Source organism: Nocardioides ganghwensis, from assembly GCF_014779655.1.
Taxonomy (GTDB): domain Bacteria; phylum Actinomycetota; class Actinomycetes; order Propionibacteriales; family Nocardioidaceae; genus Nocardioides; species Nocardioides ganghwensis.
In genome coordinates, this window is sequence record NZ_JACXYX010000015.1 from 15,055 (window position 1) to 34,884 (window position 19,830).

At 71.6% G+C, this 19,830-nt stretch carries 19 protein-coding genes; 12 read left to right on the forward strand and 7 right to left on the reverse strand.

Translation table 11 applies throughout. From position 1 onward, the window contains the following. Window positions 1–4 precede the first annotated feature (4 nt). The 3 genes from IEZ24_RS16190 to IEZ24_RS16200 all read right to left on the reverse strand — a co-directional run bounded on the left by IEZ24_RS16190 (window position 5) and on the right by IEZ24_RS16200 (window position 3,384). A complete protein-coding gene (locus tag IEZ24_RS16190; RefSeq protein WP_129455664.1) occupies window positions 5–622 on the reverse strand; it encodes a DUF47 domain-containing protein in 618 nt (205 codons plus the stop codon). Between the two features lie 176 nt (window positions 623–798). Beyond that, window positions 799–2,976 carry an RNA degradosome polyphosphate kinase gene (locus IEZ24_RS16195; RefSeq protein WP_129455665.1) on the reverse strand — a complete coding sequence of 726 codons (2,178 nt, stop codon included), beginning with the start codon at window positions 2,974–2,976 and terminating at the stop codon, window positions 799–801. Window positions 2,977–3,021: 45 nt separating this feature from the next. After that, complete coding sequence (locus IEZ24_RS16200; RefSeq protein WP_129455666.1) at window positions 3,022–3,384, reverse strand: DsrE family protein; 363 nt, start codon at window positions 3,382–3,384, stop codon at window positions 3,022–3,024. A 23-nt stretch (window positions 3,385–3,407) separates the two neighbouring features. Between IEZ24_RS16200 and IEZ24_RS16205 the strand changes: the two genes are divergently transcribed. The 3 genes from IEZ24_RS16205 to ygfZ are packed head-to-tail and all read left to right on the forward strand — an operon-like array spanning window position 3,408 to window position 5,289. Then, window positions 3,408–3,902 (forward strand): FABP family protein, encoded by a 495-nt coding sequence (locus tag IEZ24_RS16205; protein WP_129455667.1) that lies wholly within the window; start codon window positions 3,408–3,410, stop codon window positions 3,900–3,902. Window positions 3,903–3,909: 7 nt separating this feature from the next. After that, complete coding sequence (locus IEZ24_RS16210; RefSeq protein ID WP_129455668.1) at window positions 3,910–4,344, forward strand: Fur family transcriptional regulator; 435 nt, start codon at window positions 3,910–3,912, stop codon at window positions 4,342–4,344. Window positions 4,345–4,353: 9 nt separating this feature from the next. Next, window positions 4,354–5,289: a CAF17-like 4Fe-4S cluster assembly/insertion protein YgfZ gene (gene ygfZ / locus IEZ24_RS16215; RefSeq protein WP_129455669.1), complete on the forward strand. Its 936-nt coding sequence runs from the start codon at window positions 4,354–4,356 to the stop codon at window positions 5,287–5,289. 199 nt (window positions 5,290–5,488) lie between these two features. Here ygfZ and mshD read toward each other — a convergent pair whose 3' ends face one another. Both mshD and IEZ24_RS16225 read right to left on the reverse strand, forming a co-directional pair. Further along, complete coding sequence (gene mshD / locus IEZ24_RS16220) at window positions 5,489–6,295, reverse strand: mycothiol synthase (RefSeq protein ID WP_129455670.1); 807 nt, start codon at window positions 6,293–6,295, stop codon at window positions 5,489–5,491. Window positions 6,296–6,300: 5 nt separating this feature from the next. Further along, window positions 6,301–7,032, reverse strand: a complete 732-nt coding sequence (locus tag IEZ24_RS16225; RefSeq protein WP_129455671.1) for a winged helix-turn-helix transcriptional regulator — start codon at window positions 7,030–7,032, stop codon at window positions 6,301–6,303. A gap of 111 nt (window positions 7,033–7,143) precedes the next feature. Between IEZ24_RS16225 and IEZ24_RS16230 the strand changes: the two genes are divergently transcribed. The 7 genes from IEZ24_RS16230 to IEZ24_RS16260 all read left to right on the forward strand — a co-directional run bounded on the left by IEZ24_RS16230 (window position 7,144) and on the right by IEZ24_RS16260 (window position 14,064). Beyond that, entirely contained in the window at window positions 7,144–7,440 is a 297-nt protein-coding gene (locus tag IEZ24_RS16230) for a MoaD/ThiS family protein (protein WP_129455672.1), read from the forward strand. Between the two features lie 210 nt (window positions 7,441–7,650). Beyond that, a complete protein-coding gene (locus IEZ24_RS16235; protein WP_129455673.1) occupies window positions 7,651–9,843 on the forward strand; it encodes a carboxypeptidase-like regulatory domain-containing protein in 2,193 nt (730 codons plus the stop codon). A 116-nt stretch (window positions 9,844–9,959) separates the two neighbouring features. Further along, entirely contained in the window at window positions 9,960–10,454 is a 495-nt protein-coding gene (locus tag IEZ24_RS16240) for a TlpA family protein disulfide reductase (protein WP_129455674.1), read from the forward strand. Between the two features lie 286 nt (window positions 10,455–10,740). Beyond that, complete coding sequence (locus tag IEZ24_RS16245; protein ID WP_129455675.1) at window positions 10,741–11,214, forward strand: DUF4395 domain-containing protein; 474 nt, start codon at window positions 10,741–10,743, stop codon at window positions 11,212–11,214. 38 nt (window positions 11,215–11,252) lie between these two features. Continuing rightward, window positions 11,253–12,101, forward strand: coding sequence for a sulfurtransferase (locus tag IEZ24_RS16250; RefSeq protein WP_129455676.1), 849 nt, complete (start codon window positions 11,253–11,255; stop codon window positions 12,099–12,101). Window position 12,102: 1 nt separating this feature from the next. Continuing rightward, a complete protein-coding gene (locus IEZ24_RS16255) occupies window positions 12,103–12,405 on the forward strand; it encodes a DUF1416 domain-containing protein (RefSeq protein ID WP_129455677.1) in 303 nt (100 codons plus the stop codon). A 189-nt stretch (window positions 12,406–12,594) separates the two neighbouring features. Next, window positions 12,595–14,064 (forward strand): sensor histidine kinase, encoded by a 1,470-nt coding sequence (locus IEZ24_RS16260; RefSeq protein ID WP_275938086.1) that lies wholly within the window; start codon window positions 12,595–12,597, stop codon window positions 14,062–14,064. A gap of 432 nt (window positions 14,065–14,496) precedes the next feature. Here the strand turns inward: IEZ24_RS16260 and IEZ24_RS16265 are convergent, their stop codons facing one another. Next, window positions 14,497–15,855: a helix-turn-helix domain-containing protein gene (locus IEZ24_RS16265; protein ID WP_129455679.1), complete on the reverse strand. Its 1,359-nt coding sequence runs from the start codon at window positions 15,853–15,855 to the stop codon at window positions 14,497–14,499. Between the two features lie 81 nt (window positions 15,856–15,936). Further along, window positions 15,937–17,319 (reverse strand): polysaccharide biosynthesis tyrosine autokinase, encoded by a 1,383-nt coding sequence (locus IEZ24_RS16270; protein ID WP_165356105.1) that lies wholly within the window; start codon window positions 17,317–17,319, stop codon window positions 15,937–15,939. A gap of 215 nt (window positions 17,320–17,534) precedes the next feature. Between IEZ24_RS16270 and IEZ24_RS16275 the strand changes: the two genes are divergently transcribed. After that, window positions 17,535–17,951 carry a hypothetical protein gene (locus IEZ24_RS16275; protein WP_129455681.1) on the forward strand — a complete coding sequence of 139 codons (417 nt, stop codon included), beginning with the start codon at window positions 17,535–17,537 and terminating at the stop codon, window positions 17,949–17,951. 73 nt (window positions 17,952–18,024) lie between these two features. Further along, entirely contained in the window at window positions 18,025–19,818 is a 1,794-nt protein-coding gene (locus IEZ24_RS16280; RefSeq protein WP_129455682.1) for a DUF4012 domain-containing protein, read from the forward strand. The last annotated feature ends 12 nt before the right edge of the window (window positions 19,819–19,830 follow it).

Genomic DNA, 19,830 nt, shown 5'->3' on the forward strand with positions numbered 1-19,830 from the left:
AGTCTTACGACTCCTTGACGGCGATCTGCTCCACGATGTTGGCGACCTTCTCGAAGGCATCGATCGCCCCCTCGAGGGACTCCACGATGTCCTTCAGCTTGAGGACCTCGAGCGCCTCGTACTCACCGCTGAAGAGGTTGGCCAGGATGCGGCGGTAGGACTTGTCGCCGGTGTTCTCGAGGCGGTTGATCTCGATCCAGTACTCGTCGAGCTTGCCCATCGACTCCAGCGACGGCATGGCCTCGGCGGTGAGCTCGGCGCAGCGCTGGAGCACCTCCACCTGCTGGGTCGTCTCCGCGGGCAGCGACGTGACCTCGTAGAGCAGGACCAGGTCGACGGCCTCGTCCATCATGTCCATGACGTCGTCGAGCGCCGACGCGAGGTGGTAGATGTCCTCGCGGTCGAACGGGGTGACGAACGTGCTGTTCACCCGTCGGATGATCGAGTGGGTGGTCTCGTCTGCGGCGTGCTCGGCCTCGCGCATGCGCTGGGCGATCTCTGCCTTCGAGTTGCCGTCCGACAGCATCTCGCTGAGCAGCTGGGAACCGACGACGAGGTGGTTGGCAGCCTCGCTGAAGAGGTCGTAGAACGAGCTGTCGACAGGGCGGAACTTCAAACGCACGGTGAACTCCGAACGGGGGGCGGATGAACCGTGGTTCATGGTAGGGGGTCAGCGGCCCAACGGCGCAAGTTGCGGCGCCCGTCCCCGGACGGGTGTGACGCGGGGCTCAGCGGCGGACTCAGCGACGGGCTCAGCGACGGGCTCAGCAGCGGCCCCGGCCGCACGCCAGCGGCTGGCTAGCGGCGACGGGCGCGCTGGCGGGCGATGAGCTCGTCCTGCAGGTGGCGCTCGCCGTGCTGCAGCCGCCACTCGGCGTCCGATCCGAGCTCCCACGCGGTGGTGCCGGGGTCGAGCGCCAGGTCGAGCAGCGCCGCCACCTCCGCCACGACGTGCGGGTCGCGCAGGCGTACGAGCACCTCCACGCGGCGGTCGAGGTTGCGGTGCATCATGTCGGCCGAGCCGATCCACGCCGACGGCTCGCCGCCGTTCTCGAACCAGAACACCCGGCTGTGCTCGAGGAACCTGCCGAGGATCGAGCGCACCCGCACGGTCTCGGACAGGCCGGGTACGCCGGGTCGCAGCGCGCAGATCCCACGGATCAGCAGCTCCACGCGCACGCCCTCCTGCGAGGCGAGGTAGAGCGCGTCGATCACCGCTTCGTCGACCACCGAGTTGGCCTTGATCCGGATCCCGGCGGGCCGGCCGGCCTGGTGGTGGGCGATCTCCTGGTGGATATGCGCGATCAGCCCCTCCCGCACGCTGTGCGGCGCGACGAGCAGGTGGTCGTACGTCCGGTTGCGGCTGATGCCCGAGAGGTTGTTGAAGAGCAGCGCGACGTCCTCGCCGATCTCCTGGTTGGCCGTGAGCAGGCCGAGGTCCTCGTAGACGCGGGCGGTCTTGGGGTTGTAGTTGCCGGTGCCGAGGTGGACGTAGCGACGGATGCCCTCGGGCTCGTCGCGCACCACCATCGACAGCTTGCAGTGGGTCTTGAGGCCGACGAGGCCGTAGACGACGTGGCAGCCGGCCTGCTCGAGCTTGCGGGCCCAGCGGATGTTGGCCTGCTCGTCGAAGCGCGCCTTGATCTCCACGACCACGAGGACCTGCTTGCCGGCCTCGGCGGCGTCGATGAGTGCCTCGATGATCGGGCTGTCGCCGGAGGTGCGGTAGAGCGTCTGCTTGATCGCGAGGACGTGCGGGTCGGCGGCGGCCTGCTCGAGGAAGCGCTGCACCGACGTCGCGAACGAGTCGTACGGGTGGTGCAGGAGGACGTCGTGGCGAGACACCGAGTCGAAGACGTCGACGGGGGAGGACGACTCGACCTCGGCCAGGCTCGGGTGGGTGGTCGGCAGGAACGCGGCGTACTTGAGGTCGTCGCGCGGCAGGTCGGCGATCGAGTGCAGGCCGGTGAGGTCGAGGGGACCGGGCAGCGACACCACCTCGTCGCGGCCCACGCCCAGCTCGGAGACCAGCAGCTCGAGGACCTTGGGATCCATCGACTGCTCGACCTCGAGGCGTACGGGGGGCCCGAAGCGCCGCCGCTGGAGCTCCTTCTCGAGCGCCTTGAGCAGGTTCTCGGCGTCGTCCTCCTCGACCTCGAGGTCCTCGTTGCGGGTGACGCGGAAGGTGTGGGCGCCGAGCACGTCCATGCCGGGAAAGAGCTTCTTGAGGTGCTCGCCGATGACGTCCTCGATGGGGACGAACCGCTGGTTGCCCAGACCGACGAAGCGGCCGAAGGTCGGCGGCACCTTGACCCGCGCGAAGTGCTCGGTGCCGGTCTCGGGGTGGCGTACGACGACGGCGAGGTTGAGCGAGAGCCCGGAGATGTAGGGGAACGGGTGGGCCGGGTCGACGGCCAGCGGGGTGAGGACCGGGAAGATCCGGTCCTTGAAGAGCTTCTTGCAGACCTTCTGCTCGTCGCGGTCGAGCTCGGACCAGCGCAGGATCTCGATGCCGTGCCCGCCGAGCTCCGGCAGGAGGTCGACCAGGGCGCGGGCGTGGCGCTCCATCAGCTCACGGCTGCTGGCCCAGAGCTGCTCGAGCTGCTCGCGTGGCATCAGCCCGCTGGCGGCCCGTACGGCGACTCCGGCCGCGATCCGGCGCTTGAGACCGGCGACGCGCACCATGAAGAACTCGTCGAGGTTGCTGGCGAAGATCGCGAGGAAGCGGGCCCGCTCGAGCAACGGCAGGCCGGGGTCCTCGGCGAGCTCGAGCACCCGCTGGTTGAAGCGCACCCACGAGATCTCCCGGTCGATGAACCGGTCGTCGTACTTCTCGACCGCCTCGATCGCCGCGGCGTCGGGCGTGTAGGGCGGCTCGACGTCGAAGGTGTCGGTCGGGTGGCCGAAGGGTTCGGCCACCGGACCCTCGTCGACCGACTGGGAGACAGCGCTGGTGAGGGTGGCCGGGTCGTTCATGGACCAAGTCTGGCACCGGAAGGTGAACGCGGGATGACCTCGGCGTCAGTAGACCAGCGCCTGGACACCCTCGCCCAGGACCTGCTCGGCGAACACCGCCGCCCCCGCGATCCTCACGCCGTCGCGCAGGTCGCCCTCGACGAGCCCGCGGCGGGCCGCGCACTGCGAGCAGACGGTGATCGTGCCGCTGGTGAGGACCGCGGCCATTAGCTGGTCGAGGGGCGTGGCGAGGTCGAGGTCGAACTCCTCCGCACGACCCGGGACGCCGAACCACGCGGCTTCCCCGGTCAGCCAGAGCGAGACCTCGGCGCCGGCCGCCGCGGCGGCCGCGGCGACCGTGAAGCCCTGGTTGCAGCGCTCGGCGTCGTCGGCGCCGCAGGTGACCTTGAGGACCAGTGAGCGAGCCATGCCCTCACATTAGAGTGACGCCCATGCCCTTCGAGCTGCCCGACAACCTGCACCCCAACTGCGGCCCCGTCGCGTGGCTGCTCGGCACCTGGCGCGGCAACGGCCACGGTGACTACCCGACGATCGAGAAGTTCCACTTCGGCCAGGAGCTGATCTTCACCCACGACGGGCGTCCGTTCTTCCACTACATGTCGCGCGCGTGGCTCGAGGACGAGGACGGCGAGTTCATCCGCGACGCGGCGATGGAGACCGGTTTCCTGAGGTGTCCCGAGCCCGGCAAGGTCGAGCTCCTCCTCGCGCACAACATCGGCTTCTCGGAGATCTGGTACGGCGCGGCCGAGGGCGGCCGGCTCGAGATGCACACCGCCGGCGTCTCCTTCACCGAGACCGCCAAGGAGGTCACGGCCGGGTCCCGGATGTACGGCAACGTCGACGGCGACCTGCTCTACGCCTTCGACATGGCCGCGGTCGGCCAGGAGCTCCAGCCGCACACCTGGGCACGGCTCCAGCGCGCCTGACGACCTCATGAGCGACGACCTGGCGAGCCGGCTGCGCGAGCAGGGCCTGCGGCTGACCCCGCAGCGCGAGCTGATCCTGCGTGCCGTCGAGGAGCTGCGGCACGCGACGCCCGACGAGGTGCTCGCCCACGTGCGCGCGCAGGTGAGCTCGGTCAACGCCTCCACCGTCTACCGCACGCTCGAGGTGCTCGAGGAGCTCGGACTGGTGCGCCACACGCACCTGAGCGACCGCGCGCCGACGTACCACTCCACCCTCGAGCACGAGCACGTCCACGTCGTGTGCCGCCGCTGCCACGCCGTACGCTCCTACGACCCCGGCCTCGTCCACTCCCTCGTCGCGGCGCTGGGCGAGGACGGCTTCTCGGTCGACGTCGGGCACCTCGCGATCTTCGGGACCTGCGCGGACTGCTCGGCGGCGACCGCCTCACCCGAGCCGACCTAGACTCGGGGCATGGCCAGCCCCCTCCTCGCCCTGCCCGGGGCCGTCGCCGGTGACGGCATCGACGCCCCGGTGGCCGCCCACTACGGCTCCTTCAACACCGAGCAGCGCAGCCTCGCCGCCGGCGACGGCTTCGTCGACCTCTCGCACCGCGACGTGGTGCGGATCGCCGGCCCCGACCGGTTGTCGTGGCTGCACAGCCTCACGACCCAGTTCTTCGAGGGGCTCGCTCCGGGCACCTGGACGCAGGCGCTGGTGCTGAGCCCGCAGGGCCACGTCGAGCACGCCTTCACCGGCGTCGACGACGGGGAGTCGTTCACCGCGCACACCGAGCCGGGCGCCGGCGCCGCGCTGGTGGAGTGGCTGGAGCGGATGAAGTTCATGACCCGCGTCGAGATCTCGCTCGTCGAGGACCTCGCCGTGATGTGGCGCCCGGGCGAGGGGATCGGTCGCTACGACCTCGTGCCCCGCGACCGGCTGGAGGCGTACGCCGCGGCGGCCGGGCCGGCGTGCGGGCTCTGGGCGTTCGAGGCGCTGCGCATCGAGCGCGGCGAGCCGCGGCTCGGGATCGACACCGACCACCGCACGATCCCCAACGAGGTCGGCTGGATCGGGCCCGCCGTCCACCTCGAGAAGGGCTGCTACCGCGGCCAGGAGACCGTCGCCCGCGTGCACACCCTGGGCCGGCCGCCGCGCCGGCTGGTGCTGCTGCACCTCGACGGCTCGGAGAACCGGCTGCCCGCCGCGGGCTCGCCCGTGTCGTACGACGGGCGCGACGTCGGCTTCGTCGGCTCGAGCGCCCGCCACCACGAGCTCGGCCCGATCGCGCTCGCGCTGGTCAAGCGAAACGTCCCGGTCGAGGCCACCCTCACCGTCGACGAGATGCCCGCCGCGCAGGAGGTCGTCGTGGACCCCGAGGTCGGCCTGCACGTCCGCCCGCTGCGCTGAGGTCGCGGCTCGGGGCCCGCTGCGTCATGCTGAACCGCACCCATGAGCGCGCCTTCGTATGACGCTGGGGTTCGCGGGTGGCCTTGCGTCATGCAGAACCGCACCCATGAGTGCGCCTTCGTATGACGCTGGCGGCGGGGCCGGGAGCTGGCCGGAGCCGGGGGCCGGGAGCCGGGGGCAGCGGCGGCGCGCGCGGAGGTCAGCCGCGGCGGTACTGGACGTGCGTGTCGGCGGCGGCGTGCTCGAAGCCGAGCCGGGAGTAGACCGCGACCGCCGGGGCGTTGTCCGCCTCGACGTAGAGCAGGACCTCGTCCACCCCGAGGCCGACGAGGTGGTGCAGGCCGGCCAGGGTGAGCACCTTGCCGAGGCCACGCCCCTGCGCCGCGGGCGCGACACCGACGACGTAGACCTCGCCGAGGTGGTCGTCGTGCTGCTTGGTCCAGTGGAAGCCGAGCATCCCGGACGCGTCCTCCGCGACGAGGAGCCCGGCCGGGTCGAACCACGGCTCGGCCATCCGGCGGGCGAGGTTCTCGAGGTCCATCGCGCCCTGCTCCGGGTGGTCGGCGAAGGCGGCCGCGTTGACCGCGACGACGTCGGCGGCGTCGCTGTCGCGCCACGACCGGATCGTCACCCCGGCGGGCGGCTCCAGAGGGGGCAGCGGCAGCGAGGACGGTCGGCGCATCACCCAGAGGTCGCGTACGCGCTCCCAGCCGTGGGTGGCCGCGAGGCGGGCGGCCGCGGGGTGGTTGCCGTGCGACCACGCGACCAGCGGCCCGGCGTACGACTCCTCGACCCGGCCGAGCAGGGCGGCGCCGAGGCCGCGCCCCCGGGCGGAGGGCCGTACGACCAGCGACAGGTCGCCGTCGTGCACGAGCGCGAAGGCGTCGTCCTCGGCCACCACCTCGGCCCCACCGTCCGCCAGCGCGATCCGGGCGGCCTCGTCGAGCGGGTCGGTCCCGTCGGCGTCGGCCGCCTCCGCGGCGATCTCCTCGACGGTGGCCTGCACGGCGCTCAGGCGTCGCTCCTCGAGCGCGTCGAGCGGGGCTGCTCCTCGGCGTCCTTGTCGCGGGAGGGCACGACGAAGCGGTAGCCCACGTTGCGGACGGTGCCGATGTGGTGCTCGTGCTCGGTGCCGAGCTTGGCGCGCAGGCGGCGTACGTGGACGTCGACGGTGCGGGTGCCGCCGAAGTAGTCGTAGCCCCAGACCTCCTGGAGCAGCTGCTCGCGGCTGAAGACCCGCCCGGGGTGCTGGGCGAGGTACTTGAGGAGCTCGAACTCCTTGTAGGTGAGGTCGAGGGGGCGGCCACCGATGCGCGCGGTGTAGGTGGCGTCGTCGACCACCACCTCGCCGCGGTGGATGACGTGCGCGGACGGGTCGTCGGGTGCGGCGGCGCTGGAGCGGCCGACCGCGAGCCGGATCCGCGCGTCGAGCTCGGCCGGACCGCACGTGTGCAGCACGACGTCGTCCATGCCCCAGTCGTGGGCCACCACGGCCAGGCCGCCCTCGGTGACGATGAGGAGCACCGGGGCGTCGGTGCCGGTGGTGCGGATCAGGCGGCAGAGGTCGCGCGCCGCGGCGAGGTCCTGCCGCCCGTCGACGAGGACCAGGTCGGAGTCGGGGGCGTCCAGCAGCGCGCTGCCCTGGGCGGGCACGATCTTGACGGTGTGGGAGAGCAGCGCGAGCCCGGGGAGCACCTCGGCGGAGGGCTGCAGCGCGCTCGTGAGCAGCAGCAGTGCGCTCATGCGGGGTCCCCGCGGCGTTGTTCGGGGGAGCGCAGCGGAGGAGAGGAACGTCGTGGGGTGTTCATGGCCTGGGCCTCCTCGTCCACCGGGGGATGAGGAAGGATATCCCGCATGAGTGCTGGCACTGATCGCGATCGCGCGGATGAGACGGTCACCGTGCGCTACTGGGCGGGCGCCCGGGCCGCGGCCGGCACGGCGGAGGACGTCTTCGAGACGGCCGGCGAGCTGACCCTGGCCGAGGTCGTCGAGCGGGTGCTGGAGCGGCACCCGGGCGAGCAGATGGCGCGCACCGTCGCGGTCTGCTCGGTGCTGCTGGGCGAGCAGCCGGTCCGCTCGCAGGACCCCGCCACGGTCGTCGTACGCCCGGGTGCGGTCGTCGAGCTGCTCCCGCCGTTCGCGGGCGGCTGACCCCGGCTGAGCCCCGACTGACCCCTGGAAGCTGCTGGTCGGCGAGTTCGCCACCCCGGTGAGGTTTGGGACCCGGCGAACAGGTCATGATCACCCCCGTCCGGAGTCCCATGGCTCCGCACGGGGGACGTGCTTGCACGACGACGGCTGTCGTCGTGCTGCGCGCGCGGCTCCATGCAGCGACGACGACAGTTCCAGGGGGAACAAGGAATGCAGATCAGCTCAACGGGGGCGCGCAGACGCCTCTCATCCATCGTGGCGGCCGGTGCGCTCGCCACGGGCGTGCTGGCCATCGCGCCGGCCAGCGCGGCACCGGTGGGCGTCACCACCACCGTCACCGACTCGGCGGGCAACCCGGTCGAGGGCTACGTGACCGCCTACCTCGGCACCAGCGACGGCTCCTACTACAGCGCCTCCGGCCAGTACCTCGCCGACGGCCGGATGAACCTGCCGCTCGAGCCGGGCACCTACAAGTTCGAGTTCGAGAGCATCGACGGCACCGTCGCGTCGGAGTTCTACACCGACAAGGCCGACCTGGCCTCGGCCGACGCCGTCGCGGTGACCGGCCCGACCGCGCTCGCGCCGGTCGTGCTGGCGCCCGCGCCGACCGCCACCGGCCGCGTGGTCAACGCCGCGGGTCGCCCGGTGCGCGCCGGCAGCGTGAGCCTCCACGCCGGGGGCTCGTTCGTCTCCTCCGCGCGGATCGAGCGTGACGGCACCTTCCGCGTCGGCGCGTCCGTCGCGGGCTCCTACAAGCTCCGGGTGAACGCCAGCAACTACGCCCAGGAGTGGTACGCCAACAAGACGACCCAGGAGACCGCTGACGCGATCACCCTCGGCGCCACGCCCCTCGCGCTCGGCGACATCGGCGTGAGCCGTGGCGGCGTGCTGACCGGCCGCCTGACCAACACGGCCGGCACCCCCCTCGAGCGCGTCGAGGTCGAGGCCTACCGCAACGGCAGCCCCTACTCGTCCTACTCCGACCTGACCGACTCCAACGGCGTGTTCCGGATCGACCGTGCCATGGAGGGCGTCTACAAGATCCGGTTCACCGACCCGGTCGGCCAGTTCGCCGGTGAGTGGTTCGCCGACAAGGCCGACCAGGCCACGGCCACCGAGCTGGTCCTCAACGGTGACGCGACCGTCGCCGGCATCGACGCCGCGCTCGCCGACGACCCGTCGTTCACCGTCGACCCCGCCACGGTCGACCTGAGCGGCACGGTCACCGACTCCGCGGGCGCCCCCGTGATCGGCGCGCAGGTCGTCGCCTGGTCGACGCCGCTGAAGTCCGGCGACGAGCGGCGGGCGGCGTACTCCGTCACCAACCGGGCCGGCCAGTACGCCTTCACCGACCTCGACCCCGACTCCTCCGGCTCCTCGGAGAACCAGTACAAGATCCAGGTCGAGGACACCCTCGACCGCGAGGACGGCCAGTACCACCGCCTCGGCCGCTGGTACGGCGGCGGGCAGTCCTTCGCCGCCGCGGCCCCGGCTCCGGTGCCTGCCGCCGGCGTCAACGTCACCCTGCCGCTCACCGGTGGCATCTCCGGCACCGTGACCGCGGGCTCGACCCTGTCGACCGACGGTGTCGCCGTCCAGGTCGTGGAGGCCAAGGACGGCCCCATCGGCCTGGAGAACGTCGGCTTCGCCTCGCTCGAGGACGACGGCACGTTCGACATGACCGCGCTCAAGCCCGGTGACTACAAGGTGCTCTTCGTCGACGGCGGCTCCGACCGCTTCTTCGGCCCGGAGTGGTACGACGACACCAACTTCGCCAACGCGAAGGTCGTCAGGGTGTCCAGCGGCAAGACCGCGACCGGCATCGACGCCACCCTCGAGGAGGGCATGCGCGCGCTGCGCAAGCCCGAGATCAAGGGCAGCCCCTACCTCGGCGGCAAGGTGCGGGCGACCACGGGTGCCTGGACGCTCGACGGCGACACGACCTACCAGTACGCCTGGATGGTCAAGGACGAGATCGTCGGGCAGGGCCGCACGCTCAAGGTCACCAAGAAGTTCAAGGGCGAGCGGATCACCCTGCGCGTGACCGCCAGCAACGACGGCGTCACCGGCAACGCCATGGTGACCAGCCAGAAGATCGCCAAGAAGCCCAAGGTCAAGGTCGCCGTCAACGGCGCCAGGGCCAAGGTCTCGGTGTCGGCCAAGAAGGTCAAGGCCGCGAAGTTCAAGGGCTCGGTCGTCGCGAAGAAGATCGTCCGAACCGACGAGTTCGGCGCGCCGGTCTACAAGAAGATCGGCAAGGCCAAGCTGCGCAACGGCAAGGCCTCGCTGACCCTGAAGAAGCTGACCAAGGGCAAGAACAAGGTCGTCTTCCTCATCACGCTCAAGGGTGGCAAGTACGGCGACGCGGAGGTCGCGCGGACCATCAAGGTCAAGAAGCGCTGACTCCTGCGCGCAACGCAGCATCGCGCACACGCGGGGCCCCGGGACTTCCCGGGGCCCCGCTCTGCATCCGGAGCCGGGTCCGGAACAAATCCGGCGGCGGTCGTCGTTGGCCGGGTGTGACCACCGGAGCCTGGATAGCCCTCGCCGCCGTCGTGCTCGCCCTGGCCGTCGGCCTGTGGCGGGCCGCGACCGACGGCCGCTTCCGCGGCACCCACGCCGTACGCCGGTCCGAGCCGCTGGTCGAGGCCGGCGCCCCGGACTCGTCGACCCCGGCCGGGGACGGCGCCCCGGCGCCCGTCGCGAGGCCCGGTGCAGAGCTCGTCGCCAGCCTCGGCGGGACGCTCGGTGACCGGGCGACGCTCCTGCAGTTCTCCAGCGCCTTCTGCGCGCCGTGCCGTGCCACGCGGCGGGTGCTCGGCGAGGTGACCGGCCTGGTCGAGGGGGTCGCGCACGTCGAGGTCGACGCCGAGCACCACCTCGAGGCCACGCGGGCCTTCGGCATCCTCCGCACCCCGACCACGATCGTCCTCGACGCCAGCGGCGTCGAGGTCACGCGGGCTACCGGCGCGCCCACCCGGGACCAGGTGCTGACCGCCCTGGCAGCGACCTGATCTCAGGATGTGGATGCGTGGACCACATGGTGAGACCGAAGCAGGAGAGGCGGCGACGACCGCCTACTGTCGTCGCCATGTCCTCGACCATGCTCACCAAGCGCCGCGCAGTGGACCACTGCCGCGTGCGCTCGGCGCTGTGTCGAATGTCGTAGCGGTCCCACCGCTCGTCTGAGCCCTGCCGTCCAGCGATCCGCTGGACCGTGCTCGTTCGGTTGGGACCCTGCGCCGGGTCACGTCCCGGCGCGTCCGGCCCCGTGCTGTGCCGACCGACCTCAGGAGAGACATGACCACCACCGCCCACCCCCGTGCCGCCACGTCGGGCGTCCGCCCGGACGGCGGCATCGACCCGCGCGCTCCCCAGCTCGCCGCCGGCCTGACCGCCGTCGTGCTGGTGGCCGTCCTGCTGCTCCCGCAGCCGTACGGCACGGCGCTTCTCGCCGTCCAGGCGGCGCTGTTCGCCGTCGGGGCCGTACGCGGGGTGCAGGCCACGCCGCACGCGTGGCTGTTCCGGACGCTCGTACGCCCCCGGCTGGGCCCGCCCACCGAGTGGGAGGCACCGGAGCCGCCGCGCTTCGCCCAGGCCGTGGGCCTGGCCTTCACGCTCGTCGGACTGGTCGCCCTGCTGGCCGGCGCCACCGTCGTCGGGCAGGTCGCCGTCGGCTTCGCGCTGGTCGCCGCCCTGCTCAACGCCGCCTTCGCCTTCTGCCTCGGATGCGAGGTCTACCTGCTCGTCCGCCGCTTCATCGCCACCGCTTGATCACACGACTGTTCACCACCACAAGGAGCACACCAACCATGAGCCGCGAGAACTCGCTCGTCACCGCCCAGTGGGTCGAGGACAACCTCGACACCGAGGGCATCGTCCTCGTCGAGGTCGACGAGGACACCACCGCCTACGACAAGGGCCACATCCGGGGAGCCATCAAGCTCGACTGGACCACCGACCTCCAGGACCAGGTCCGCCGCGACTTCGTCAACAAGGAGCAGTTCGAGGCGCTGCTGTCCGAGCGCGGGGTGTCCAACGACGACACCGTCGTGCTCTACGGCGGCAACAACAACTGGTTCGCCGCCTACGCCTACTGGTACTTCAAGCTCTACGGCCACCAGGACGTCAAGCTCCTCGACGGCGGCCGCAAGAAGTGGGAGCTCGACTCCCGCGAGCTGACCGACGAGCTGCCCACCCGCGCGAAGACGTCCTACACCGCGACCGAGCAGGACCACTCGATCCGCGCCTTCCGCGACGAGACCGTCGCCGCGATCGGGGTCAAGAACCTCGTCGACGTGCGCAGCCCCGACGAGTACGCCGGCCGCCTGCTCGCGCCGGCGCACCTCCCGCAGGAGCAGGCGCAGCGCGCCGGCCACGTGCCGACGTCGATCAACGTCCCGTGGTCGAAGGCCGCCAACGACGACGGCACCTTCAAGTCCGACGACGAGCTCCGCGAGATCTACGGCGCCGCCGGCCTCGACGACTCCAAGGAGACCATCGCCCTGTGCCGCATCGGCGAGCGCTCCTCGCACACGTGGTTCGTGCTCAAGGAGCTCCTGGGTCACCAGAGCGTCAAGAACTACGACGGCTCGTGGACCGAGTACGGCTCCCTCGTGGGCGTCCCGGTCGCGCTCGGCGACGAGCCCGGGGAGGCCTGACATGTGCGGAGCCAAGGAGGGCGGGCTGTCGCTCGACGGCGTCAACGTCGCCAAGGAGGCCGTGATCCAGGGCCAGGTCCTGCGCGGTGACGAGCCGGTGCCCAACGCGTACGTCCGGCTGCTCGACCGCAGCGGCGAGTTCACCGCCGAGGTCCCGACCTCGGCGACCGGTCACTTCCGGTTCTTCGCCGGTGACGGCGAGTGGACGCTGCGCACGCTCGCGCCCAAGGCGCAGCCGGTCGACACCCGCGTGGTGGCCGCCACCGGCTCGGTGGCCGAGGTGCAGGTGCTCGTCACGGCCTGAGTGCCATGGTCTGAGCGGCACCGGTCCGAGGACTGGTCTGGACAGGTGGGGATCACCCCGTGCGGCGAGCACGGGGTGATCCCCTCATTTTCGCCACCGTTCCCCCACAGCCCCCGCTGCCGGGCAGGCCCGGGTCCTACGGTGAGACCTCGGGCTGTGTCGTCGAGGGAGTGTGTGGTGGTCGCAGAGGTGGTTCGGGCACCCGACACCGATGAGCTGTGGCGCCTGACCATGGAGCACTCCCCGGTCGGGATGGCGATCGTCTCGCCTGCGGGCGACGTCCTCACCGCCAATGTCGCGTTGTGCGACATGCTCGGCTACGACCCCGAGGTGCTGGCCACCCTCACCGTCCAGGACATCACCCACCCCGACGACCTCGCCACCGACCTGCGTCTCGTCGACCAGGCGCTGGCGGGTGAGATCAGCTCCTACCGCATCACGCAGCGCTGCATCTGCTCCGACGGCTCGATCGTCATCGGCGACCTGTCGGTCGCGCTGCTGCGCGACGAGGACGGAGACCCGGTCCACTTCATCGCCCAGATCGCCGACCTCACCGAGCGGCAGGCGTTCGTCGACAGGCTCGATGCCGCCGAGGCCGCCGCCGAGGTCGAGCGGCGCAAGGCCCACGCCGTCTTCGAGGGCGTCAACGTCGGGCTGCTGCACATCGACGCCGCCGGCGCCTACGTCGCCCACAACACCCGCCTGCGGGAGTTCCTCGACCTCGCGTTCCCCGACGGGCACCTGGGCGTGGCCGGTCAGCCCGGGTTCGCCTACGACGCCGACCAGCGACGCCTGGAGCCCGACGAGATGCCGTCCGCACGCGCGGCGCGCGGCGAGCAGTTCAACGACGTCCGGCTGTGGGTCGGTGAGGACCCCGCGTCGCGGCGCGCGCTGTCGGTGTCGGCCCGGTCGGTGCTCGACGGCACCGGCGCCCTCGCCGGAGCGGTGCTGGCCTACCACGACGTCAGCGACCTCGTCCGCGCGATGAGCGTCAAGGACGAGTTCGTCTCCACCGTGTCCCACGAGCTCCGTACGCCGCTGACGTCGGCGCTGGCCTACCTCGAGCTGCTCGACGAGTCGACCGACGTGAGCGCCGAGGGCCACCAGCAGGTCACCGCCGCCCGGCGCAACATGCTCCGCCTGTCACACCTCGTCGCCGACCTGATCTTCAGCACGCGGGCCTCGGCCGGTTCGGCCCTCGTCGACCCCTACCGCGTCGACGTGGCGACGCTGCTCGCCGAGGCCGTCGACGCGGCGCGCCTCGACGCGGAGAGCGCAGGCGTACGCCTGGAGATTCGGCACCCCGCGTCGCTGGTCGCCGTGGCCGACGGGATGCGGCTGCGGCAGGTCTTCGACAACCTGCTCGACAACGCCATCGGCTACAGCCGGCCCGGTGGAGTCGTCACGGTCGACCTCACCGAGGACGCCGGTGGCCTGGAGCTCGTCGTCACCGACGAGGGTGTCGGCATCGAGCCGGGTGACCTCGGCGAGGTCTTCGAACGGTTCTTCCGCGGCGCCAACGCGCGCCTGCTCAACGTGCCCGGCACGGGGCTGGGCCTGACGATCGTGCGCACCATCGTGGAGGCGCACGGCGGGCACGTCGCGCTCGCGAGCGCTCCCGGCCGGGGCACGGCCGTCCGCGTCACGATCCCGCGCTGAGGCGCGTGCGACGCGTCGGCGTACGGGGCCCGGACGTGCGGGGACCCCTCGCGTGGGGCGAGGGGTCCGACGGCAACCGGGTGGGGACCGGTGCGTGTCTCGCGAGGGGGAGTCGCGAGGTGGCGCACACTGGCATCGCAGGGACTTTGCCAGTAGTACTTGCCCAAGTTTGCCAAAGACCGCGACACTCGGCATCTGTTTTGACAAGATTTCTTCTGCAGACGCTCGGGAGCCTGCCCAACCCCACTCAGCACCCCACCCTGGAGACACCATGAACCGCAAGGCCACCCGCATCTTCGTCGCCACCATCGCACTCGTCAGCCTGGCCGGCTTCGCCGCGCCGGCCGAGGCCGGGCAGGTCAAGCAGACCCGCACGGTGTGGTGCTGCTGACCGCTTGACGTCGCCGGCCCCGGTGACGGGTCCGGCCCGACTCAGCTGCGGGCGAGCGTGGAGGACGCCACGCGCGCCCGCAGCCCGGTCGAGACCGCTGCGCGCCGATAGGCGTCGAGCGCGGCCTCGGCCATGCCGAGCCCGGTGAAGAGGTCGGCGAGGTCGAACCACAGCTGTGCCGCGCCCTGGTCGGCGCCGATCGCCGACAGCCGGTGCACGGCCTTCGTGTACGCCGCAGCGGCCTCATCGGCCTCGCCCTCGGCGGCGAGGGTCCGGCCCTCGAGCACCAGCGCCTCGGCCTCCGCCAGCGGAGCGTGCCCATCGGCGGTGAGGTGCACCTGACCGATCAGGTCGCGGCTCTCGCCCAGGTCGCCGGCGAGGAAGGCCACTCGGGCCAGCCCGAGCAGCGTCCACGCCCGGTCGACCGGCGAGCCGCTGCTCCACTCGAGCTCGGCGGCGGCCTGCTCGAGGTTGTGTCGCGCCTCGTCGAGGGCGGGTGGGTCGAGCTCGAGCTGGAGTCGGCCGACCTCCGTACGCAGGCGGGCGAGGTTGCGCGCGTCCTGTCCCTCACCCAGCAGTGCCAGGGCTCGCTCGGCGAGGGGGACGGCCGCCGCCACGTCGCCTCGACGGGCCTGCATGGCGCTGGCGTTCCAGTAGGCCGAGGCGCGCGCCTGGGCCGACCCGAGCGACTCGGCCCGGGTGATGGCCTTGCGGCACATGCGTACGGCGTGGCCGGTGTCGCCGCGCTCGAAGTGGGCGGCGGCGAGGGTGACGGCGAGCTGGACGGCCTCGTCGCAGGCGTCCAGGCCGGCCTCCTCGACGTAGGTCATCACGCGCTGGCCGCACTCGATCGCGCGGCCGAGGTCGCCGGTCTCGCGATAGATGCGGCTCAGCGCGATGCCGGCCTTGATGCGGGTGACCCCGTTGGCCTGCTCGTCGTCGGCGAGCTCCTCGAGCTCGACGATCGCCTCGTCCTCGCGCTGGGTGGCCTCGAGCGAGCGGGCGTGCAGCAGGCGGGCGCGGTCGCGCATCCCGTCGAGGCGCGAGGTGTCGAGCTTCTCCAGGGCCTGCTGGAGGTGCGTCTCGGCATCCGCGGGCTGGCCCGACTCGAGCGACAGCTCGGCATAGTCGAGCGCCAGGCGGATCTCGTCGACCACGTGGCGGTCGGGCTCTCCGAGCAGGGACTCGACGGTGACGCCGAGCCGCTCGGCCAGCGCCACAAGCGTGGGGAGCGTCGGTCCGCGGTGGCCCGACTCGATGCGGGAGAGGAACGCCACGGACATGATGTCGTGTGCGACGTCGCCCTGGGTCAGCCCTCGAGCGAGGCGTGCCGCCCTCAGGCGGCGACCCAGCGCCTCACGGTCGGTCTGCTCCAGCAGGTCGGCATGACGCGGATCCATCCGCACATTGTGCGGCACGACTTGACAGCGTGGTGACGATTTCCGGCAAAGTCCCACGGATGGGTCAGGTGTGACTGCCGGTCAGGACCCGGCGGGTGGTGCGTCGGGGGCATAGCCGTAGCCATAGCCGTACCCGTAGCCCGAGCCGTAGTTGCCCCGGCCCTTCCGCGGCACCATGTTGAACACGGCGCCGAGGGTGTGCGCGCCGACCGCGTCGAGGCGCTCGCGCGCGGCCCCGAGCTGCTCGCGGGTGGTGCGTCCGTGGCGTACGACGACCACCGCGCCGTCGACCTGGGAGGCGATGAGCGCCGCGTCGGTGACGGGCAGCAGCGGAGGCGCGTCGATGATGATGACGTCGTAGGCCGCGCGCAGCTCGCGCAGCAGCGAGGCCATGGCCTGCGACTGGAGCAGCTCCGAGGGGTTGGGTGGCACCGCCCCGGACGCCAGCACCTGCAGCCCGGAGGCGTGGGTGAGGATCACGTCGGTCGCGGAGACCTTGCCCACGAGCGCGGTGGTCAGGCCGATCGTGCCGTCGAGGCCGAGCAGCTCGGCGGCCTGGGGGCGGCGGAGGTCGCCGTCGATGAGCAGCGTGCGCTCGCCGGCCTGCTGGAGTGCGAGGGCGGTGTTGACGGCGGTGGTCGACTTGCCCTCGCCGGGCAGCGCGCTGGTCACCACGATCGCCTTGGATGTGGCGTCGATGTCGACGAAGGACAGGTTGGTGCGCAGCACCCGGAAGGCCTCGGAGCGCGGCTCGTGCGAGTTCAACTCAGTGAGCAGCGGACGCTTGCCGACCTCGCCGTCGAAGGCGAAGGTACCGAGGATCGGCGCCTCCAGCGCCGTGGTCACGTCGTCGGCCGACTTGGTGCTGGTGTCGAGCAGCTCGCGCACCACCGCGAGGCCGACGCCGAGCAGCAGGCCGAGCACGAAGCCGAGGCCCAGGTTGCGTACGGGGTTGGGGGAGACGGCGCTGGTCGGGAAGCTGGCGGCGTCGGTGATCGTGGCCTTGAGGACGGGCTTGCTGCGCCCGGGCGGGGTCTCCAGCTCGGCGACGAGGGCCATCAGCTCCTCGCCGTAGCTCTGGGTGAGCTGCTGGGCCACGGCAGGGTCGGGGTCGGTGACCGAGATGTTGAGCAGGACCGTCTCGGGGGAGGCCTGCGCGGTCACCTTGGCGGCCAGCTCGGCGGGCGTGAGGTCGCTGCCGGTCGAGGCCGCGACGCGCGTGGCGAGCTCGGTGCCGGCCGCCATGTCGGCGTACGACGAGAGGCGCTGGCTGCTGAAGAGGTTGCCCTGGTAGGCCTCGGCCGACGACGAGGCGCTCGTGGAGATGAAGAGCTGGGTCGTGGACTGGTACTGCGGGGTCGTGCGCCAGGTGATGAGCGCCGCCGCGACCAGCACCAGCAGGAGGGTGGCCACGACGAGTCGCCAGCGACGACGCAGGATGCGCAGGTAGTCAGACAGTTCCACGATGTGGTGTTCCCCCGGGGTCAGTGAGTGGCCAGTGTCAGCCACGAGCGGCGGCCCGGGCAACTTGACTGTATTTACCGCCCATTTACCAGCTTGTGGATTTTCGGGTTACGGTTTCCCCGCTGACCGCGTCAAGGACACCTTGCCGTAGGGTCGGCTCGGATCGAGAAACGAACCGGGGACGATCCCACTCGCACTTATGGAAGGTTCTTCGTATGAAGAAGACGGCCATCGCCGCCGCCACCACGTTCGCTGCGCTCAGCACCATGCTGATCGCGCCCGCCGCCCAGGCAGACCCCTACCCGCGCTCGGTCGACACCGCGTGCGTGGCGGTCGCCGACGACCGCAAGGTCGGCCCCGGTGACCGGGTCAAGGTCAAGTTCAAGTGGACCGCCGACGGCAACATCACGCCCAAGGGTCGCGTCGACTACACCGTGATCCGCAAGCGCACCGGTGTCATCGAGAAGGGCTCCTTCTGGAGCGGCGCCGCCAACCGGACCCAGACGCGGATCTTCTCCTTCAAGCGGACCGGCAACTACTACATCGAGTTCCAGACCAAGGCCAAGGCCACCTCGATCTTCCGCAACTGCGAGGCCATGACCGAGAAGATCAAGGTGCGCAAGCGCTTCTGATCCGGGCTCCACACGCAACAACGATCTGCTGCCCACCAGGCCATGCCGGTGGGCAGCAGTCATGACGGGGTAGATGACTGTGGCGAGAACCACACGAGAGCGCGCGGAGCGCGCGGTCTGGCGCCGGTGGCGCTGGGCTCTCGCGACGGCTCTTGCCGTGGTGGTCGCCGGGGCTCTCTGGGCGGGCTGGACGGTCTGGCAGGTCCAGCGGGACCTCACGGCCGCCCGGGCGCAGGCCGTCGCGCTTCCCGCCGCCCTGGCGGGTGACGGCGACGGCGCCACCGCGGCGGTCGACGCCCTCCAGTCGCACGCCGGCGCCGCCGCCGACCGTACGTCCGGTCCGACCTGGCAGGTGCTCAGCGCGCTGCCGGCGCTCGGCGACGACTTCGACGCGACGGCCCGGGTCTCCCGCGCCGTCGACATCGTCGCCCGCGACGGTGCGGGTCCACTGGTCGGGAGCGGTCTCAGCGCCGCGACGTTCGCGCCACGCGACGGACGGCTCCCGGTCGAGCGGGTCGCCCGCGCCGCGGCCCCGCTGGCCGAGGCCCGCGACGGCTTCGTCGAGGCGCAGGCCGAGCTCGAGGACATCCGGCTCGACGGGCTGGTCCGTGAGCTGCGGCCGCAGCTCGAGGCGCTGATCCGCGAGGTCGACGAGGGCGTCAGCACGCTCGACGGCGCGACCCGCGCCGCGGAGGTGCTGCCCGCGATGCTCGGTCGTGACGGCGCCCGCGACTACCTCCTCGTCTTCCAGAACAACGCCGAGCCCCGGTCGCTCGGCGGCATGCCCGGCCTGATGGCGCCCCTGCGCGCGGACCGCGGCACGGTCATGCTCGGCGGGACGGTCGCGGCCAGCGAGTTCGGCGAGCTCGACCGGCCGGTGCTGCCGCTCACCGAGCAGGAACGCGCCATCTGGTTCGACCAGCCAGGGACGTACTTCCAGGACGCCGTCTTCATCCCCGACTTCGAGCGGGCGAGCGAGCTGATGGCCGCCCGGTGGAAGCTCGAGACCGGGCAGGACGTCGACGGGGTGCTCTCGGTCGACCCCGTCGCACTGTCCTACCTCCTCAAGGCCACCGGCCCGATCACGGTCGACGGCCGCCGCCTCACCAGCAGCACCTTCGTCGACGAGATCCTCCACGAGCCCTACCTGCGCTACCAGGACGACCCGGCGGCCGAGGACGCGTTCTTCGCCGAGGTCCTCACCACGACCTTCGACCGGCTCCTCGACCCGCGCACCAGCCCGTCCGCCCTCGTCAGCGCGCTGTCGCGCGGTGCCACCGAGGGGCGGCTGCTCGTCCACTCCGCTAAGAGTCAGGAGCAGGACCGGCTCGACGGCACCCGTGTCGCCGGCGCCTTCCCGACGGAGTCCGGGGGAGCGGCCCAGGCGGGCGTCTACGTCAACGACGCGACCGGGTCCAAGATGGGCTACTTCCTCGACTACGACGCCCGCATCAGCAGCGTCTCGTGCGCGGGCGGCGTGATCGGCTTCAGCGGCTCGCTCCGGATCCACTCCACCGCTCCCGCCGACGCCGCGTCGCTGCCGCCCACGGTGACCGGGCCCGGGACGTACGGCGTCGCCCGCGGCGACCACCTCAACGTCTTCGACCTCGTCGCGCCCGCCGGGGGCAAGATCACCGACGTCGTGGTCAACGGCGTGAAGTCGACCGGCACCAACCGCACGTTCGAGGGCCGCCCGATCGTCTCGGTGCCGATCCTGCTCGAGCCAGGTGACGTCGTCACCCTGACGTGGCGGGCGACCTCGGGCGAGGGCCACTCGGGGGGCGTCGAGCTCATCAGCACCCCGGGCGTGCAGCGCGGCGGCGGCAAGCAGTTCGTCCCGGCTCCGTGTGCCGGAGGCGAGCAGTGATGAAGGTCACCG

Coding starts and splice junctions, on each gene's coding strand:
- IEZ24_RS16195 (WP_129455665.1), bottom strand. CDS start 2,976: ATGAACGACCCGGCCACCCTCACCAGCGCTGTCTCCCAGTCGGTCGAC.
- IEZ24_RS16200 (WP_129455666.1), bottom strand. CDS start 3,384: ATGGCTCGCTCACTGGTCCTCAAGGTCACCTGCGGCGCCGACGACGCC.
- IEZ24_RS16205 (WP_129455667.1), top strand. CDS start 3,408: ATGCCCTTCGAGCTGCCCGACAACCTGCACCCCAACTGCGGCCCCGTC.
- IEZ24_RS16210 (WP_129455668.1), top strand. CDS start 3,910: ATGAGCGACGACCTGGCGAGCCGGCTGCGCGAGCAGGGCCTGCGGCTG.
- ygfZ (WP_129455669.1), top strand. CDS start 4,354: ATGGCCAGCCCCCTCCTCGCCCTGCCCGGGGCCGTCGCCGGTGACGGC.
- IEZ24_RS16225 (WP_129455671.1), bottom strand. CDS start 7,032: ATGAGCGCACTGCTGCTGCTCACGAGCGCGCTGCAGCCCTCCGCCGAG.
- IEZ24_RS16230 (WP_129455672.1), top strand. CDS start 7,144: ATGAGTGCTGGCACTGATCGCGATCGCGCGGATGAGACGGTCACCGTG.
- IEZ24_RS16235 (WP_129455673.1), top strand. CDS start 7,651: ATGCAGATCAGCTCAACGGGGGCGCGCAGACGCCTCTCATCCATCGTG.
- IEZ24_RS16245 (WP_129455675.1), top strand. CDS start 10,741: ATGACCACCACCGCCCACCCCCGTGCCGCCACGTCGGGCGTCCGCCCG.
- IEZ24_RS16250 (WP_129455676.1), top strand. CDS start 11,253: ATGAGCCGCGAGAACTCGCTCGTCACCGCCCAGTGGGTCGAGGACAAC.
- IEZ24_RS16255 (WP_129455677.1), top strand. CDS start 12,103: ATGTGCGGAGCCAAGGAGGGCGGGCTGTCGCTCGACGGCGTCAACGTC.
- IEZ24_RS16265 (WP_129455679.1), bottom strand. CDS start 15,855: ATGGATCCGCGTCATGCCGACCTGCTGGAGCAGACCGACCGTGAGGCG.
- IEZ24_RS16275 (WP_129455681.1), top strand. CDS start 17,535: ATGAAGAAGACGGCCATCGCCGCCGCCACCACGTTCGCTGCGCTCAGC.
- IEZ24_RS16280 (WP_129455682.1), top strand. CDS start 18,025: ATGACTGTGGCGAGAACCACACGAGAGCGCGCGGAGCGCGCGGTCTGG.